The organism is Colwellia sp. PAMC 20917 (assembly GCF_001767295.1).
In the GTDB taxonomy this organism is placed as follows: Bacteria; Pseudomonadota; Gammaproteobacteria; order Enterobacterales; family Alteromonadaceae; genus Colwellia_A.
This window is the reverse complement of the sequence record NZ_CP014944.1, coordinates 459,521-476,828: the sequence shown is the minus strand read 5'-3', so window position 1 is coordinate 476,828 and position 17,308 is coordinate 459,521. Positions and strand designations below refer to the sequence as shown.

General features: G+C 38.7%; 16 protein-coding genes. 14 read left to right on the top strand and 2 right to left on the bottom strand.

The window, feature by feature from the left end:
- The first annotated feature begins 3 nt into the window (after nucleotides 1-3).
- The 11 genes from A3Q34_RS02065 (at nucleotide 4) to A3Q34_RS02015 (ending at nucleotide 12,420) form a co-directional block, all read left to right on the top strand.
- Nucleotides 4-555 (top strand): Mpo1 family 2-hydroxy fatty acid dioxygenase, encoded by a 552-nt coding sequence (locus A3Q34_RS02065; RefSeq protein ID WP_070373836.1) that lies wholly within the window; start codon nucleotides 4-6, stop codon nucleotides 553-555.
- A gap of 204 nt (nucleotides 556-759) precedes the next feature.
- Entirely contained in the window at nucleotides 760-3,483 is a 2,724-nt protein-coding gene (gene gyrA / locus A3Q34_RS02060; RefSeq protein WP_070373835.1) for a DNA topoisomerase (ATP-hydrolyzing) subunit A, read from the top strand.
- Between the two features lie 629 nt (nucleotides 3,484-4,112).
- Nucleotides 4,113-5,201 carry a 3-phosphoserine/phosphohydroxythreonine transaminase gene (gene serC, locus A3Q34_RS02055; protein WP_070373834.1) on the top strand — a complete coding sequence of 363 codons (1,089 nt, stop codon included), beginning with the start codon at nucleotides 4,113-4,115 and terminating at the stop codon, nucleotides 5,199-5,201.
- A gap of 133 nt (nucleotides 5,202-5,334) precedes the next feature.
- A complete protein-coding gene (gene aroA, locus A3Q34_RS02050) occupies nucleotides 5,335-6,678 on the top strand; it encodes a 3-phosphoshikimate 1-carboxyvinyltransferase (protein ID WP_070373833.1) in 1,344 nt (447 codons plus the stop codon).
- A gap of 46 nt (nucleotides 6,679-6,724) precedes the next feature.
- Entirely contained in the window at nucleotides 6,725-7,405 is a 681-nt protein-coding gene (gene cmk, locus A3Q34_RS02045; protein ID WP_070373832.1) for a (d)CMP kinase, read from the top strand.
- A gap of 121 nt (nucleotides 7,406-7,526) precedes the next feature.
- Nucleotides 7,527-9,188: a 30S ribosomal protein S1 gene (gene rpsA, locus A3Q34_RS02040; protein WP_070376968.1), complete on the top strand. Its 1,662-nt coding sequence runs from the start codon at nucleotides 7,527-7,529 to the stop codon at nucleotides 9,186-9,188.
- A gap of 109 nt (nucleotides 9,189-9,297) precedes the next feature.
- Nucleotides 9,298-9,585, top strand: coding sequence for an integration host factor subunit beta (gene ihfB / locus A3Q34_RS02035; RefSeq protein ID WP_070373831.1), 288 nt, complete (start codon nucleotides 9,298-9,300; stop codon nucleotides 9,583-9,585).
- 80 nt (nucleotides 9,586-9,665) lie between these two features.
- Nucleotides 9,666-9,908, top strand: coding sequence for a lipopolysaccharide assembly protein LapA domain-containing protein (locus A3Q34_RS02030; RefSeq protein ID WP_070373830.1), 243 nt, complete (start codon nucleotides 9,666-9,668; stop codon nucleotides 9,906-9,908).
- A gap of 5 nt (nucleotides 9,909-9,913) precedes the next feature.
- Complete coding sequence (gene lapB / locus A3Q34_RS02025) at nucleotides 9,914-11,083, top strand: lipopolysaccharide assembly protein LapB (RefSeq protein WP_070373829.1); 1,170 nt, start codon at nucleotides 9,914-9,916, stop codon at nucleotides 11,081-11,083.
- A 193-nt stretch (nucleotides 11,084-11,276) separates the two neighbouring features.
- Nucleotides 11,277-11,972 (top strand): orotidine-5'-phosphate decarboxylase, encoded by a 696-nt coding sequence (pyrF, locus tag A3Q34_RS02020; protein WP_070373828.1) that lies wholly within the window; start codon nucleotides 11,277-11,279, stop codon nucleotides 11,970-11,972.
- A 142-nt stretch (nucleotides 11,973-12,114) separates the two neighbouring features.
- Entirely contained in the window at nucleotides 12,115-12,420 is a 306-nt protein-coding gene (locus tag A3Q34_RS02015; RefSeq protein WP_083277864.1) for a ComEA family DNA-binding protein, read from the top strand.
- Between the two features lie 230 nt (nucleotides 12,421-12,650).
- Here the strand turns inward: A3Q34_RS02015 and A3Q34_RS02010 are convergent, their stop codons facing one another.
- Nucleotides 12,651-13,004 carry a rhodanese-like domain-containing protein gene (locus A3Q34_RS02010; RefSeq protein ID WP_070373827.1) on the bottom strand — a complete coding sequence of 118 codons (354 nt, stop codon included), beginning with the start codon at nucleotides 13,002-13,004 and terminating at the stop codon, nucleotides 12,651-12,653.
- A 179-nt stretch (nucleotides 13,005-13,183) separates the two neighbouring features.
- The gene (gene yhbY / locus A3Q34_RS02005; RefSeq protein WP_070373826.1) at nucleotides 13,184-13,480 is read right to left on the bottom strand and encodes a ribosome assembly RNA-binding protein YhbY; all 297 of its coding nucleotides are present in this window, start codon (nucleotides 13,478-13,480) and stop codon (nucleotides 13,184-13,186) included.
- Between the two features lie 117 nt (nucleotides 13,481-13,597).
- On the opposite strand from yhbY, the gene rlmE reads away from it, so the two are divergent.
- The 3 genes from rlmE to folP all read left to right on the top strand — a co-directional run bounded on the left by rlmE (nucleotide 13,598) and on the right by folP (nucleotide 17,282).
- Nucleotides 13,598-14,224, top strand: coding sequence for a 23S rRNA (uridine(2552)-2'-O)-methyltransferase RlmE (rlmE, locus tag A3Q34_RS02000; protein ID WP_070373825.1), 627 nt, complete (start codon nucleotides 13,598-13,600; stop codon nucleotides 14,222-14,224).
- A 131-nt stretch (nucleotides 14,225-14,355) separates the two neighbouring features.
- The gene (ftsH, locus tag A3Q34_RS01995) at nucleotides 14,356-16,317 is read left to right on the top strand and encodes an ATP-dependent zinc metalloprotease FtsH (RefSeq protein WP_070373824.1); all 1,962 of its coding nucleotides are present in this window, start codon (nucleotides 14,356-14,358) and stop codon (nucleotides 16,315-16,317) included.
- A 182-nt stretch (nucleotides 16,318-16,499) separates the two neighbouring features.
- Nucleotides 16,500-17,282 (top strand): dihydropteroate synthase, encoded by a 783-nt coding sequence (folP, locus tag A3Q34_RS01990; protein ID WP_070376966.1) that lies wholly within the window; start codon nucleotides 16,500-16,502, stop codon nucleotides 17,280-17,282.
- The last annotated feature ends 26 nt before the right edge of the window (nucleotides 17,283-17,308 follow it).

Genomic DNA, 17,308 nt, shown 5'->3' with positions numbered 1-17,308 from the left:
ATAATGAAATCAGTAGTAGAACAACTATCCACTTATAAAAGTGTCCATTTAAATAGAAAAAATATTAACAGCCACTTTATTGGTGTGCCGATGATTATTTGGTCAATTGCCTTATTACTGGCCAGTGTTTCCTTTAAAATTGAATCAACATTTATTAATAGTTATTTAGGCATTGAACAGATTAACTTTACTTTGGCAGGTATATTACCGGTTGTTGTGCTGTTTTATTATCTATTGTTATCTTTGCCGCTGGCACTATTCGCGTTTATTTTGTTTGGCCCTTTAATGTGGAGTGTTCATGAAGTTGTGACAGCAGAACATCATATTCTAATTGCTATCGGTGTTTTCGTTATTGGTTGGGTTATTCAATTTATTGGTCATCACTATGAGAAAGCAAAACCTGCTTTTCTCGATGATATTAATCAATTACTTATCGGCCCATTGTTTGTTATCGCTGAAGTTTATTTTTTACTTGGCTTGGGTAAAGTTTTAGATAAAACAATTACCGAAAAAGCGATTGTAAAACGCCGTGTTTTTGAACAACAAAAAACTTAATAATATTGGGGTAGATAAAATGCTGAACAATAAATAACCACTTGGGGATTTGTGACTTTTCAGCACGGCCATTTTTAGTGCTTTTTAGATAATAAAGCGGTATGGCATCTCATTAAAACTATGCTAGTATGCTGTGTTAATTAATAATTATAATTTCGAAAAAACTTTCAAAATTCTTGCTAAGTTAAGGGATACCATCGACTTATGACCGATTTGTCAAACAATGTTGTACCTGTCAATATTGAAGATGAGCTAAAAAATTCTTATCTAGATTACGCCATGAGCGTAATTGTAGGTCGTGCATTACCAGATGTACGAGACGGCTTAAAACCTGTTCATCGCCGCGTATTATTCGCGATGAATGTACTTGGTAATGACTTCAATAAACCTTACAAAAAATCAGCACGTGTTGTTGGTGATGTAATAGGTAAATACCACCCACATGGCGACACTGCCGTTTACGATACAATAGTACGTATGGCGCAACCATTTTCATTACGCTACATGCTTGTAGATGGTCAAGGTAACTTTGGTTCGGTTGACGGCGACTCTGCAGCAGCAATGCGTTATACCGAAATCAGAATGTCAAAAATAGCACATTCTATTTTAGCCGATCTTGATAAAGAAACGGTAGATTTCGTACCTAACTATGACGGTACTGAACATATACCTGTTGTTATGCCAACGCGTATTCCTAATTTATTAGTGAATGGTACCTCAGGTATCGCGGTAGGTATGGCAACCAATATACCTCCTCACAATTTAACAGAAGTGATAAACGGTTGTTTAGCACTGATTGAAAATAGTGATTTGACCTTTGAAGAGATATTAGAATATATACCTGGTCCTGATTTTCCAACAGCTGGTATTATCAGTGGTCGTGCCGGTATTGAAGAAGCTTACCGTACTGGTCGTGGTAAAATTAAAATTCGCGCCCGTGCCGATATCGAAGTTCATGAAACAACCGGTAAAGAAACGATTGTTGTTCATGAATTACCTTATCAAGTAAACAAAGCGCGCCTTATCGAAAAGATGGCAGAGCTGGTAAAAGAAAAACGCCTTGAAGGTATTTCAGCGCTACGCGATGAGTCTGATAAAGACGGCATGCGCATGGTTATTGAAATTAAACGTGGAGAAGTCGGTGAAGTTGTTTTAAATAACTTGTACAAACTTACCCAAATGCAAGTTTCTTTTGGTTTAAATATGGTGGCGTTAACTAACGGACAACCTAAATTATTTAATATCAAAGAAATGCTTGAAGAGTTTATCCTTCATCGCCGTGAAGTTGTTACTCGTCGTACTATCTTTGAATTACGTAAAGCACGTGAACGCGCGCATTTACTAGAAGGTTTGTCGATTGCATTAGCGAACATTGACCCGATTATTGAATTAATTAAAAATTCACCAACGCCAAGTGAAGCAAAAGAAAAACTGCTCGCTCGTGGTTGGGATTTAGGTAATGTTGCTGATATGCTCAGCGCCGCTGGTGATGACGCAGCACGCCCTGAATGGGTTGAAGCTGGTTTTGGTATTCAAGACGGTCAATACTTCTTAACTATGCAACAAGCACAAGCGATATTAGATCTTCGCTTACATAAGTTGACTGGTTTAGAACACGAAAAAATCTTATCTGAATACAAAGCATTACTCGATATTATCGCTGAGTTATTACATATATTAGGTTCGCCTGAACGTTTAATGGAAATTATTCGTGAAGAGCTAGAAACTATCCGTAATGATTTTGGTGATGAACGTCGTACTGAAATTACTAATGCTTCGCATGACTTATCCATGGAAGACTTGATCACAGAAGAAGATGTTGTGGTTACGTTATCGCATGAAGGTTATGTTAAATACCAAGTGTTAAGTGACTATCAAGCACAGCGCCGTGGCGGTAAAGGTAAAGCAGCGACTAAGATGAAAGAAGAAGATTTCATTGAACGTTTACTCATTGCCAATACCCACGATACTATTTTGTGTTTCTCAGATCGCGGAAAACTCTACTGGTTGAAAGTGTTCCAATTACCTTTAGCGAGTCGTACTGCTCGTGGCCGACCTATTGTTAATATTTTACCGCTTGATGCAGGTGAACGTATTACCGCAATATTACCGGTTCGTGAATATGCAGAAGACAAGTTTATTATCATGGCAACGGCTTCAGGTACTGTTAAGAAAACAGCACTTACCGCTTATAAAAACCAACGTGCTAACGGTATTATAGCCCTTAACCTACGTGATGATGACACCTTAATTGGCGTTGCTATTACCGACGGTTACAACGATATTATGTTGTTCTCGGATGCGGGTAAAGTTGTTCGTTTTAATGAGAAACTTCGTGACAGTGAAACAGGTGAAATTAAATTAGACGCAGAAACAGGTGAAGAACGTTGGGCATTAAAGCCTATCGGACGAACCGGTACTGGTGTTCGCGGTATTAAGTTAGAAGGTGATCAAAAGGTTGTGTCACTTATTGTGCCAGTTAATGATGGTCCAATATTAACGATAACCGAAAATGGCTTTGGTAAACGTACCGCGTTAACTGAATACCCAGCGAAAAGTCGTGCGACTAAAGGTGTTGTTTCTATTAAAGTGAGCGACCGAAATGGCCCAGTAGTTGGCGCTGTTCAGGTTGAAGATTTAGATGAAATAATGCTTATCACTGATAACGGTACTTTAGTACGTACTCGTGTTAATGAAGTCAGTGTTATTGGTCGTAATACTCAAGGTGTTCGTATTATTAGAACGGTTGAAGGCGAACATGTTGTTGCATTGCAACGTATTGACGAAATAGAAGAAGAAGACGTTCTTGAAGGAGCGGAAGAAACTTCTGAGCAGTTAATAGATTCGTCAACTGACAGTACTTCAACAGAGGTACCGCCAGAAGCTGACAGTGATGAAGAACAACTCATCGAAAGTGATAACGAATAGTTAGCGCTAGAAATTCAGTTTAAAGGGCGGCTAATCACCGCCCTTTTTATGTTCAGGACGAACGGTATGTCACGATCACATGGATGTGAATGAGTGACGATGTTCAGGACGAACGGTATGTCAGAGTTATATGGTACATGGATGTGAATGAGTGACGATGTTCAGGACGAACGGTATGTCAGAGTTATATGGTACATGGATGTGAATAAGTGACGATGTTCAGGACGAACGGTATATCAGAGTTATATGGTACATGGATGTGAATGAGTGACGATGTTCAGGACGAACGGTATGTCAGAGTTATATGGTACATGGATATGAATGAGTGACGATGTTCAGGACGAACGGTATGTCAGAGTTATATGGTACATGGATATGAATGAGTGACGATGTTCAGGACGAACGGTATGTCAGAGTTATATGGCACATTCACATTGATGTGAATGAGTGACGATGTTCAGGACGAACGGTATTAAGCAAATACAAGAGCATATTTCCATTTGATGAGCAGTCTTATTTTACCCAAGAGAATGTTGACCAAATTGATGTTTATAATAAAAATAATTAAAATAGTTTGACCAAGTGCATCGACAAGCGTATTTAAAACTTTATAGAAGGTGTTGTGTTATATGTCTCATGTATTTAACTTTTGTGCCGGTCCTGCGATGTTACCTGTAGAGGTAATGAAAAAGGCACAAGCAGAATTTGTCAATTGGCAAAATACCGGTAGTTCAGTGATGGAGCTGAGTCACCGCAGTAAAGAGTTTTTGGTAGTAGCAGCAAAAGCCGAAGCGGATTTACGTGATTTGATGGCAATACCAGAAAATTACAGTGTCTTGTTTTGTCATGGTGGTGGTCGAGGTCAATTTTCTGCGGTCCCTTTAAATTTACTACCAAAAGGCAAATCAGCCGATTATATTATTTCTGGCTCTTGGTCAAAAGCTGCCGCTGCAGAAGCTGAGCATTATGGTGAAATAAACGCGATCAATGTTGTCAGTAAGGTTAAAGGCGAAACTCACGTATTACCAAGTAACGAGTGGGGCTTAAACCCTAACGCTGCCTTTGTGCACTACTGCCCGAATGAGACCGTTGACGGTATCGAGATGTTTGATATTCCAGAAACTCATGGGGTGCCACTGGTTGCTGATATGTCGTCAACCATTTTGTCTCATGAAATTGATGTTAAAAAATTCGGTCTTATCTATGCCGGTGCGCAAAAAAATATTGGTCCCTCTGGTCTAACTATTGTTATTGTACGTAATGACTTATTAGGCAATGCTCAATTAACAACCCCGTCAATCATGAATTATCAGGTGTTAGCAAAGAACGATTCAATGTACAATACGCCGCCAACCTATGCATGGTATTTAGCCGGTTTAGTGTTTGAATGGTTAAAAGAGCGTGGCGGTGTTAAAGAAATTTCAAAGATAAACAAACAAAAAGCTGAGGTTTTATATGGTTATATTGATGAAAGCGCGTTTTATCAAAATCATATTGAAGCAAAGTATCGTAGTCTAATGAATGTACCCTTTTGGTTGACAGATGAAAGCTTGAATGATGAGTTTTTAAAACAAGCAGAAGCGCAGGGATTAATGGCTTTAAAGGGGCATCGTATGGTGGGTGGTATGCGTGCCAGTATCTATAATGCTATGCCATTAGCGGGTATAACTGCGTTGGTTGCTTTTATGAAAGAATTTTCCGCTAAAAACAGCAAGTAATAACAAGCAAAGTAATCGTTTTATCTTTGTTTCATCGCTCGTTTATAGTGCTGGCGAGCAACATGAGTAATTATATTTAGTAAAAGTGATTGAAAAAATTGTCATAAAACAACATTAATTTAATGGAAAAAAAATGTCTCAAGTAAATAAAACATTAACTATCACCACAGGCCTTGCCGGAAAAGTATCCGGAGATATCATTGTACCGGGTGACAAGTCATGTTCGCATCGCTCTATTATGTTTGGCTCTTTAGCTGAAGGTACCACGCATGTTTCGGGTTTCTTACCTGGAGACGATTGTTTAGCAACAATGAATGCATTTAAGGCGATGGGCATAAAAATAGAAGGCCCTGACAAGCAACAAAATGTTGTTATTCATGGCAAAGGTTTACGTGGTTTAACCGCACCTCAAGAAGCTTTAAATATTGGTAATTCAGGGACAACAATCCGATTAATGTCGGGATTACTCGCCGGACAAAATTTTGCATGGCAAATGGCTGGTGACAGTTCTTTAAATAAACGTCCTATGGCACGCGTTGTTGACCCATTAAAATTAATGGGTGCAAATATCTCTGCTGCCGAAAACGGTACGCCACCGGTTATTTCACAAGGGATTGATGAAGGTCAAACCTTAACCGCGATTCATTACGACTTACCCATGGCCAGTGCACAAGTAAAATCTTGTGTATTACTTGCGGGTATTTATGCCGACGGCATTACCTCGGTGACCGAACCTGGTATTACTCGCGATCACACTGAACGCATGTTGACCGCCTTTGGTTATCCGGTAAAGGTTGAAGATACCCCTATGGGTAAAAAGGTTTCTATTGAAGGCGGCCATCAACTAACGGCTTGCGACATTAAAGTACCCGGCGATATTTCATCAGCAACATTTTTTATGGTTGCGGGTTTAATTGCTAAAGAAGGTCAGTTGACTATTCGTAATGTGGGTATGAATCCGACGCGTATTGGCGCGATTAATATTTTACAGCAGATGAATGGCGATTTGAGCATCATCAACGAGCGTATGGCAGGCGGAGAGCCTGTTGCTGATGTTGTGGTTAAATCATCACCATTAAAAGGTATTGATATAAACGAACGTGATGTACCGCTTGCCATTGATGAGTTCCCAGCGATATTTATTGCGGCTGCTTGTGCTGAAGGTACAACACGCTTACGTGGCGCGGAAGAATTAAGAGTGAAAGAAAGCGATCGCATTCAAGCAATGGCTGATGGCTTAAAAGAATTAGATATTGACTGTACTGTTTATGATGACGGTATAGATATTGTTGGTGGGCAATTAACATCAGGGACTATTCATAGTCATGATGACCACCGTATTGCCATGTCTTTTGCGATTAGCTCATTACGAGCTACTGGTGAAATTCAAATTTTAGAGTGTGACAATGTAGCGACTTCGTTCCCTAATTTTGTCACCTTAGCAAACCAAGTGGGACTAACACTCAATCAAGCTTAAATTAAGTGACTAACTTAGTTTAACTTGCTTTAGTGTAGATAAAAATATGATAGAAAAAATACCGGTAATAACTATAGATGGACCTAGTGGAGCAGGTAAGGGCACAGCCGCACGTTTAGTTGCAGAGCAACTTGGCTGGCACTTGCTTGACAGCGGAGCTATTTATCGTGTGCTTGCAGTGGCGACATTGCATCACCATTTAACTATCGAAGATGAAGAATCCTTGATCCCCATTGCTGCTCATTTAGACGTGCAATTTGAAATAACCAGTCAAGGTGAAGGAAAAGTTATTTTAGAAGGCGAAGATGTTAGCAATAGCATACGCACAGAAGAAGTCGGTGCTATCGCTTCTAAAATAGCAGCCTTCCCTCGAGTGCGTGAAGCGCTTTTACGTCGCCAACGTGCTTTTAAAGTCGCTCCTGGGCTTGTCGCTGATGGAAGAGACATGGGAACAATCGTTTTTAGTAACGCACCAGTTAAGGTTTTTTTAACCGCTTCTGCAGAAGAACGAGCACAACGTCGATTTAATCAGTTGAAAGAGAAAGGTTTTGATGTTAAAATCGGGCGCCTTTTGGATGACATACGTCAGCGAGATGAGCGAGATCAGACCCGTACGGTCGCTCCCCTTATCCCAGCAGAAGGTGCGTTAATTGTTGATTCTACTGACCTTTCTATTGATGAAGTGGTTGCCAAGATTTTAACATTTGCCAATGGCAAGTTAACGTAAACGAAGCTATATAGCTTCAAAATCAACCTATAGCCTACTGTACGGATGCACTGGGCACTATTAAATAACCCCATGAAACATTGATGTTGACTGGATTAATAACTGAGTTTATATGCAAGTTATGACTGAAAATTTCGCACAACTATTTGAAGAAAGTTTAAAAGAAATCGAAACACGCCCTGGTTCAATTATCAAAGGTACGATTGTCGCTATTACTAAAGACAATGTTATCGTTGATGCTGGCCTTAAATCTGAAAGTGTTATTGACATCAACCAGTTTAAAAACAACGCTGGTGAAGTTGATGTAAGCGTTGGCGATGAAGTCGACGTATCTCTTAAAGCTACAGATGACGGTTTTGGTGAAACTATTCTTTCACGTGATGACGCTAAACGTCATGAAGCGTGGCAAGTGCTTGAGAAAGCATATGAAGAAAAAGAAACTGTTATCGGTGTTATCAACGGTAAAGTTAAAGGTGGTTTCACGGTTGAAGTTAGCGATATTCGTGCTTTCTTACCGGGTTCATTAGTAGATGTTCGCCCAATTCGCGATACAACTCACCTTGAAGGCAAAGAATTAGAATTTAAAGTTATTAAGCTTGATCAAAAGCGTAATAACGTTGTTGTTTCTCGTCGTGCCGTTATCGAATCTGAAAGCAGCGTTGAACGTGATGCATTGTTAGAGTCATTAGCAGAAGGCCTAGAAGTTAAAGGTATCGTTAAGAACCTTACTGACTACGGCGCATTCGTAGACTTAGGCGGCATTGACGGCTTACTACACATTACAGATATGGCTTGGAAGCGCGTTAAGCACCCAAGTGAAATCGTAAATGTTGGTGACGAAATACAAGTTAAAGTATTGAAATTTGACCGTGAGCGCACTCGTGTATCTCTAGGTATGAAGCAGTTAGGTGAAGATCCATGGGTAGCAATTGCTAAGCGTTACCCTGAAGGCGCTAAACTTACTGGTCGTGTAACTAACTTAACTGACTACGGTTGTTTTGTTGAAATCCAAGAAGGCGTTGAAGGTTTAGTTCACGTTTCTGAAATGGATTGGACTAACAAAAACATCCACCCATCTAAAGTTGTTAACTTAGGTGACACGGTTGAAGTTATGGTATTAGAAATTGACGAAGAACGTCGTCGTATTTCTTTAGGCCTTAAACAGTGTATTGCTAACCCTTGGGAAGAGTTCGCTAAGAACTTCAACAAAGGCGACAAAGTATCTGGTAAGATCAAGTCAATTACTGACTTTGGTATCTTTATTGGTCTTGACGGCGGCATTGATGGTCTTGTTCACTTATCTGATATTTCATGGGCTGGCGGCGAAGAAGCTGTTCGTGAATACAAGAAAGGTGATGAAATCTCAGCTGTAGTATTACAAGTTGACCCTGAGCGCGAACGTATTTCTTTAGGTGTTAAGCAAACTGAAGATGATCCGTTTAATCAGTACCTTGCAGATACTAAGAAAGGTGCTATTGTTACAGGTAAGGTTATCGAAGTAGATGCTAAAGGCGCTAAAATTGAATTAGCCGAAGGCGTTGAAGGATACCTACGCGTATCTGATATTTCTAGTGAGCGTATCGAAGATGCGTCAACTGAATTATCTGTTGGTGATAGTGTTGAGACTAAGTTTATGGGTGTGGATCGTAAGAACCGTGCTATCAGCTTATCAATCAAAGCTAAAGATCAAGCAGAAGAACGTGAAGCTATGGATAACCTAAACCAAGTTGAAGAAACTGGTTTAAGTGCAATGGCTGCAGCGTTTAAAAACGCTAAAAACTAATTTAGACACTTGAAGGTGAGAAGTGTTTGAAACATAACACTTCTCTTCGTTTAAAATCCATTGGCGAGAAGGTACTATTAACTTCAACCTAGTGAACACAGGAGGTCAAATGACCAAATCTGAACTTATTGAAAGATTAGCCGATAAATTAAGTCATTTATCAGCGAGAGATGTTGAACAATCTATTAAAGAAATCTTAGAAATGATGGCACAAACCTTGTCAAAAGGTGAGCGTATTGAAATTCGTGGTTTTGGTAGTTTTTCATTACATTTTCGTGCTCCTCGTGTTGGACGTAACCCTAAAACTGGCGAATCCGTTGAGTTGGCAGGTAAATACGTTCCTCATTTTAAACCTGGAAAAGAGTTACGTGAAAGAGTAAATCTTTCAATAGCGTAATTGATAAATTATCAATAAAACGGCATGCTATAATGGTATGCCGTTTTTTTTAACTTAATTTTCATCATAGGTAACTTATTTTGCGTATTTATATTACAGCGTTTTTACTGTTCAGCTTACTAGTCATCGCTTTTATTTTTGGTAGTCAAAATGAGCAGACCTTAACGTTGAATTATCTCATCGCCCGAACTGAACTATCAGTTGCTGCGGCTGTCAGTTTATTTACCACTTTGGGCTTTGTACTCGGCTTACTCTTTGCATTATTGTGGAAGTTTGTTCGAATGATAAAACCTAAAAAGTCATCCTCTAAAGAATCAGTGTAAATTATATGTTAGAACTATTGTTCTTATTACTCCCTGTTGCAATGGGCTATGGCTGGTTCATGGGCCGTAATAGTGTTAAACAAAATGATCACTCAGCTAAACAAGCCTTGTCGATAAAATATTCAACAGGCTTAAATTACCTCTTATCAAATCAACAAGATAAAGCGATAGACTACTTACTAGAAGCCCTTAAAGTTGAAGATGATACTGTTGAAGCACATTTTGCCATGGCCAATTTATTTCGTCGCCGTGGTGAGCTCGACCGCGCATTAAAAGTGCATGAGCACTTAGTTAGACAGAAACATTTACCCGCTAAAGATAAGCAACAAGCGGCTTATGAACTAGGTAAAGATTTCTTTAGTGCCGGCTTATACGACCGCGCTGAAGCCATGTTTGAAAAACTGCTTAAATCAAAACACTATGGCTTAAAATCCCTTGATTATTTGATGCGTATTTACCAGTCTACTAAAGATTGGTCAAAAGGCATCAGTCATAAAAAAGCCATTGTTAAAACTAAAGATAAAAAACTTCTTCATAACTTAGCTAATTTTTATTGTGAATTAGCGACAACAGCCTTAGCAGAAGATAACTTTATTGAAGTCATAGAGTTATTAGAGTTGGCGTTGATTTATGATGCTAATTCTTGTCGTGCTAATTGGTTATTAGCTCAAATTTATGAAAAGCATCAACAGTTCAATGAAGCCTGCCGATGTTATCAAGACATCTATCTTCAGGATAAAGAATTCTTTCCTGATGTTATTGATGAAATGCAAAATTGTTATCATCAGTTAGATGCAGACGATGAATATTTTAAATTCATTAGAAAAGTTTATGATGAAACCGGTGGTTCGAGCGCTCTGATAAAATACTTAAGCCATCTTGAAGCTAAATATGGCAACGAAAAAGCGAAAGAGTTTATTTTACTTGCCTTGAAAAAGCGTCCAACCATTAAAGGTTTTAAGCATTTTATTAAGATGCAAATGGTTAACTCTACTGAGCATGACAACACCGAAAATTTAGATATGATCAAAGAATTGATTGGCGCTTATTTGAATTTAAAACCCCGTTATAGTTGTCGAACCTGTGGTTTTAATAGCAGTAAACATTATTGGGCGTGTCCTTCATGTCATGACTGGGAACAATTGAAACCAGTTAGAGGCCTAGAAGGCGAATAATATCTAACTTCTTTGTTCTACATTTCAATAGCTGCACCTAAAGTACTCACTGACTAGCGTCAGCTGCGTGCTTTTTTCTTTGCTCTTGAATCATAGAAGGTCAAATTAGAATATTATTAAAGAATTAAGAATTAAGAATTAAGAATTAAGAATTAAGAATTAAGAATTAAGAATTAAGAATTGAGGATTGAGTATGAATGATGCAAAAGTAGTTGTTGCCCTAGATTTCGATAAAAAAGCGGATGCGCTTGCATTTGTTGATAAGATCCAACCAAAGGATTGTCGCTTAAAAGTGGGAAAAGAAATGTTTACTCATTTTGGACCTGCGTTTGTTAAAGAACTGACGGGCCGTGGCTTCGATGTCTTTTTAGACTTAAAGTTCCACGATATTCCTAACACCGTAGCAAAAGCGGTAACTGCTGCAGCAGAAATGGGGGTGTGGATGGTTAATGTTCATGCCAGTGGCGGACGTGAAATGATGGTTAAAGCTAAACAGGCATTAGAAAAATACGGTGATAACGCCCCAATACTTATTGCTGTCACTGTTTTAACCAGTATGAGTGAAGAAGACTTACTCGGCTTAGGTATTACGCGAACGCCAGCCGAGCAAGTGATGTTGCTAGCAAAGTTGACAAAAGAAGCTGGCCTTGATGGTGTTGTTTGTTCAGCACAGGAAGCACAAAGCCTGAAAAGCGCTTTAGGTAAAGACTTTAAGCTTATCACGCCAGGTATTAGACCTGCTGGTGCCGCCAGTGACGATCAAAAACGTATTATGACTCCAGAGCAGGCAATGGCCGTCGGCGTTGATTATTTAGTTATTGGCAGACCCATTACCCAAGCTGAAAACCCACAGCAAGTTTTGCAGTCGATTAATTTATCGCTTAATTAAGGTCAATCAGTATAACTTTATTAATGGCTATAAATTGACAAAAGTAAAATTTTATCCTAAACCTATTAACGTCTCGTTAATAATAAATTAACAGTTTATTGTTTGTGAGACGTAATGGAATTTACAATAAAAGGATATAATCATGATTAAATTTTCAAAAATCTTATTTATTTGCCTCACCTTTACTTTTTCGTCATTAAGCTTTGCTGACAGTGTCGGTGGTAATGAGCCCAATGCCAATGTTAATCAAGTTGACGAGCGTATTGATATAAACCATGCTGATATGAAGACCTTATCTTTATTAAAAGGCATAGGCATGAAAAAAGCGGCAGCTATTGTCAAATATCGAAATGAAAATGGTAAGTTTATCTCGGTCGAAGACTTGTTGAATGTTACAGGTATTGGCGAGAAAATATTAGCGTTAAATAAGTCAAAATTAACGATATAGTATTCCTTGAGAATAGAAAAAAGGCTAAACAACTCACTTGTTTAGCCTTTTAAATTTTACTCTTAAGTAAAATATAGAGTTATTGACGCGATGTTAATTTTTTTCTTGTGCAGAACAAACATCACTATGCTGACATATAATAGGCCAAACATCTTTATAGCCTAAACAACTCACTTGTTTAGCCTTTTAAATTTTACTCTTAAGTAAAATATAGAGTTATTGGCGCGATGTTAATTTTTTTCTTGTGCAGAACAAACATCACTATGCTGGCATATAATAGCCCAAACATCTTTATAGCCTAAACGACTTAATTGTTCAGCAGCAAGACTCGCCCGGCCGCCAGTTGCACAATGAAGATATATACGCTGGTTTTCATCAGTCGTGCAGTTACCAATATTCATTTCTAAAACACCACGCGGAATATTAACTGAATTTATCACTGGGCTTGTAGCGACTTCTTGCGCTTCACGTACGTCAATAAATAGGCTTTTCTCTTTTTGTGCACTTAGGTAAGCATCATGAGCCGATGTAGTTTGTATGTTTTTTCTAATTTCAGCTATCAGTGTCGGTATAGTTTTCAACATTTATAGAGGCCTTAATATTTAATGATTAAAAAGAATCAATACTGTTTCTTTGTTAAAGCTATATTAGGTTGTTCTAATGTAGCTGTCAATAATGTAATATTTAAATGTCAGTCTGCGTGTATTCATAAATTTTAGACATAAAAAAAGAGCCGAAGCTCTTTTAGATAAGAATGTAAAAATTAAATTTTAGGAATTCTTATTTTCTTTTCTGGTGACTGACGATAAATAATTAATGTTTTACCAATTACTTGAACTTTAATTGACGCTGTTTCACGGCAAATAGCTTCAACAATTAATGCTTTACTGTCACGATCATCGGTTGGGATTTTAATTTTAATTAATTCATGATGATTTAATGAATAATCAATTTCGGCAACTACTGCCTCTGTTAAGCCGTTGTTACCCAATAAAACCACTGGTTTCAATGGGTGCGCAAGACCTTTTAAATACTGTATTTGTTTTTTATTTAGGCTCATTAACAATTTTCGTTACAAGTTAGCTTGAATTAATACTATTTTACCTCCATCTACTCTGTAATACTAATAAAACGTTAAATCGTTTTGCATTATTAACAAATTAATTAAGTTAAATTAATGAGTAAAAAGAAATTAAGTAATAGTAGTACCCGTTGGATGCAAGAACACTTTGATGATGAGTATGTAAAAAAAGCTCAGAAACTCGGTGTGCGTTCTAGAGCATACTTTAAAATTGAAGAAATAAACGTTAAAGATAAGCTGATTAAAAAAGGCATGAAAGTGGTCGATCTAGGTGCTGCACCTGGAGGTTGGTCAGAATATGCGGTCAAAGCCGTTGGAGGTAGTGGGCAAATTATTGCTTGTGATATCCTGGCAATGGACCCTATTGCTGGTGTTGACTTTTTACAAGGCGACTTCAGAGAAGAACCGGTCCTTAATGCATTACTAAACCGTATTGGCGGCAAAGATATCGATGTTGTTATGTCTGACATGGCAGCTAATTTTACCGGTAATGACGGTGCCGATGCCGCAAGAAGTATGTATCTTGTTGAATTAGCACTAGACATGTGTAATCAGGTCTTAAAGAAAAATGGCGCGTTTGTTGTTAAAGTCTTTCAAGGAGCGGGATTTGAGCAATTTATGCAAGATTTAAGAGGAGCATTTAAAACAGTAAAAACCCGTAAACCAGATTCGTCACGTGCACGTTCACGCGAAGTATATTTGGTTGCTACCGGATTTAAATAGCTCCGAGCGTTAAATTATAGTAAATTACGACTCATCAACTTAAAAGTTTAGGTTGATTTCAGAACTAGCCGTTTATCTGTACTAGTTAACGGTTAAGTAAAAGTTCATTCAAAGTACAAGAGGTCATTAAGTTGAGCGATATGGCAAAAAATCTTATTTTATGGTTGGTAATAGCGGTTGTTTTAATGTCGGTATTCCAAGGATTCACTCCGAGCACCACTACTGAACAACAAGTTGATTACACGCGTTTCATTAAAGATGTCCGTCAAGGACAGATTCGTGACGCAAATGTTGATCGTAATGGTGTTATCAAAGGCACAAAACGTAGTGGTGAAGCCTTTGTTACTGTTATTCCTGGTGGTTTCGATCGTGATTTAATCAACGATTTAGTTAAACAAGGCGTTAATGCTTCTGGTGAATTGCCGGAAGAAACTAGCTTTCTAACCACTATTTTTATCTCTTGGTTCCCAATGATTTTGTTAATAGGTGTGTGGATATTCTTCATGCGTCAGATGCAAGGCGGTGGTGGAAAAGGGGCGATGTCTTTTGGTAAGTCTAAAGCGAAGCTTTTAAGTGAAGATCAGATAAAAACAACTTTTGCTGATGTTGCTGGTTGCGACGAAGCGAAAGAAGAAGTTTCTGAGCTTGTTGATTACTTAAAAGAGCCAACTAAATTTCAGAAACTTGGTGGCCGTATTCCTTCAGGTGTCTTACTCGTAGGACAACCGGGTACAGGTAAAACCTTGCTGGCAAAAGCTATTGCTGGTGAAGCTAAAGTACCATTTTTCACTATATCAGGTTCTGACTTTGTTGAAATGTTTGTTGGTGTTGGTGCATCTCGTGTGCGTGATATGTTTGAGCAAGCTAAAAAATCAGCCCCTTGTATCATCTTCATCGATGAAATCGATGCGGTAGGTCGCCAACGTGGCGCAGGTATGGGTGGTGGACACGATGAACGTGAACAAACACTTAACCAAATGTTGGTTGAAATGGATGGTTTTGAAGGTAATGAAGGCGTTATCGTTATTGCCGCAACTAACCGTCCAGACGTTTTAGATCCAGCATTACTTCGTCCTGGTCGTTTTGACCGTCAAGTAACGGTTGGTCTACCTGATATTCGTGGTCGTGAACAAATTCTTAAAGTGCATATGCGCAAAGTACCTTTGGGTGACGATGTTAAAGCATCAGTTATTGCACGTGGTACACCGGGCATGTCAGGTGCAGATTTAGCTAACTTAGTTAATGAAGCCGCATTATTCGCTGCACGTTCGGCTCGCCGCACTGTATCGATGGACGAATTTGAAAAAGCGAAAGACAAAATATTAATGGGTGCTGAACGTCGTTCGATGGTTATGAGCGAAGAAGAAAAAGCGATGACAGCTTACCATGAAGCAGGGCACGCGATCGTTGGTCGTTTAGTGCCAGATCATGACCCCGTTTACAAGGTGAGTATTATTCCTCGTGGCCGCGCTTTAGGTGTCACTATGTATTTACCAGAACAAGACAGATTTAGTCATAGTAAACAGCATTTAGAAAGTAATATTTCGTCACTTTACGGTGGTCGTATTGCTGAAGAAATGATTTACGGTTTTGAGAAAGTTTCTACCGGTGCATCTAACGATATTGAACGTGCGACTCAACTTGCTCGTAAAATGGTTACTCAGTGGGGCTTCTCACAAAAATTGGGTCCAATGTTATTTGCCGAAGAAGAAGGTGAAGTGTTTTTAGGTCGTTCATCATCTAAATCGTTGAACATGTCTGACGAAACTGCGCAAGCGATTGATATTGAAATCAAAGCATTTGTTGACCGTAACTATCAACGTGCAGAAAAAATATTGAACGAGAACCGTGATATTTTAGAGACAATGAAAGATGCGTTAATGCATTACGAAACTATCGATGCTAGACAAATCGATGACTTGATGGAACGCAGAGAAGTTCGTCCGCCAATGGCTGAGTGGGATAATCACTCTGATTCAAAGAAGCCGCCTAAAGCTGATGACAACGCCTCTTCTGACACTAAAGAAGATAAAGCTGAGAAAAAAGAAGTAGCGCCAGATCTAGATAAACCTAGTGACGCCTCTGCTGATTAATAGCCTTTAAATATAGCCTCGATTAACGAGGCTTTATTTTATAAAAGCTAATTTACTATTGTTAATAGTAAGTTGTTTTTTATAAAATAAATTTCTATACAGAATAATCACAAAGAGCATAAGTTTTGTTGAAAAATTTACCTTGCGGTACACATTTCCTTAATATTGAAACCCCGCAGGTGATGGGGATTTTAAATGTAACCCCAGACTCATTTTCTGATGGCGGACAATTCTCTCGTATTGACTCTGCATTAAGACAAGCCGAACAAATGATAGCCGATGGCGCCACCATTATTGATATCGGGGGCGAATCAACGCGTCCAGGCGCAAAAGAAGTTTCTGTTAAAGATGAGTTAGCGCGTGTTATTCCCGTATTAAAAGCCATTAATGCGCGTTTTAATATCATTGTCTCTATTGATACCAGTAAAGCCGAGGTGATGTCTGAGGGCATCACTTATGGGGCAGGTATCATCAATGATGTTCGAGCTCTGCAAAATGAAGGTTGCTTAACGGTATTAGCGCAAGACCAAGGTGTTGGTATTTGTTTAATGCATATGCAAGGTTTACCTCGAACCATGCAGCACAATCCTCACTACGTCAATTTAATAGACGACATTACCACTTTCTTTCAGGAAAGAATTTTAGCCTGTACACAAGCGGGTATTAATCGTTCTAGTCTTATTTTAGACCCTGGCTTTGGCTTTGGTAAATCATTAGAACAAAATTATTGTTTATTGGCGAATATGGCTAAATTTCAATGCCTAGATTTGCCGGTATTGGCAGGACTGTCGAGAAAGTCGATGATCGGTAATCTTCTTAATCGAGAGGTTAATGAACGCCTAGCAGGTAGCTTAGCAACAGCCATTATAGCCGCTCAGCAAGGGGCAAGAATTATTCGTGTTCACGATGTAAAAGAAACAGTCGATGCTTTAAAGGTTTTACAAGCTACCACCATAAATAGATAACTCAACATTAAATATACTAAAAAAGT

Coding starts and splice junctions, on each gene's coding strand:
- cmk (WP_070373832.1), top strand. CDS start 6,725: ATGATAGAAAAAATACCGGTAATAACTATAGATGGACCTAGTGGAGCA.
- serC (WP_070373834.1), top strand. CDS start 4,113: ATGTCTCATGTATTTAACTTTTGTGCCGGTCCTGCGATGTTACCTGTA.
- lapB (WP_070373829.1), top strand. CDS start 9,914: ATGTTAGAACTATTGTTCTTATTACTCCCTGTTGCAATGGGCTATGGC.
- gyrA (WP_070373835.1), top strand. CDS start 760: ATGACCGATTTGTCAAACAATGTTGTACCTGTCAATATTGAAGATGAG.
- A3Q34_RS02015 (WP_083277864.1), top strand. CDS start 12,115: ATGATTAAATTTTCAAAAATCTTATTTATTTGCCTCACCTTTACTTTT.
- folP (WP_070376966.1), top strand. CDS start 16,500: ATGGGGATTTTAAATGTAACCCCAGACTCATTTTCTGATGGCGGACAA.
- ihfB (WP_070373831.1), top strand. CDS start 9,298: ATGACCAAATCTGAACTTATTGAAAGATTAGCCGATAAATTAAGTCAT.
- pyrF (WP_070373828.1), top strand. CDS start 11,277: ATGAATGATGCAAAAGTAGTTGTTGCCCTAGATTTCGATAAAAAAGCG.
- yhbY (WP_070373826.1), bottom strand. CDS start 13,480: ATGAGCCTAAATAAAAAACAAATACAGTATTTAAAAGGTCTTGCGCAC.
- aroA (WP_070373833.1), top strand. CDS start 5,335: ATGTCTCAAGTAAATAAAACATTAACTATCACCACAGGCCTTGCCGGA.
- A3Q34_RS02065 (WP_070373836.1), top strand. CDS start 4: ATGAAATCAGTAGTAGAACAACTATCCACTTATAAAAGTGTCCATTTA.
- rlmE (WP_070373825.1), top strand. CDS start 13,598: ATGAGTAAAAAGAAATTAAGTAATAGTAGTACCCGTTGGATGCAAGAA.
- rpsA (WP_070376968.1), top strand. CDS start 7,527: ATGACTGAAAATTTCGCACAACTATTTGAAGAAAGTTTAAAAGAAATC.
- A3Q34_RS02010 (WP_070373827.1), bottom strand. CDS start 13,004: ATGTTGAAAACTATACCGACACTGATAGCTGAAATTAGAAAAAACATA.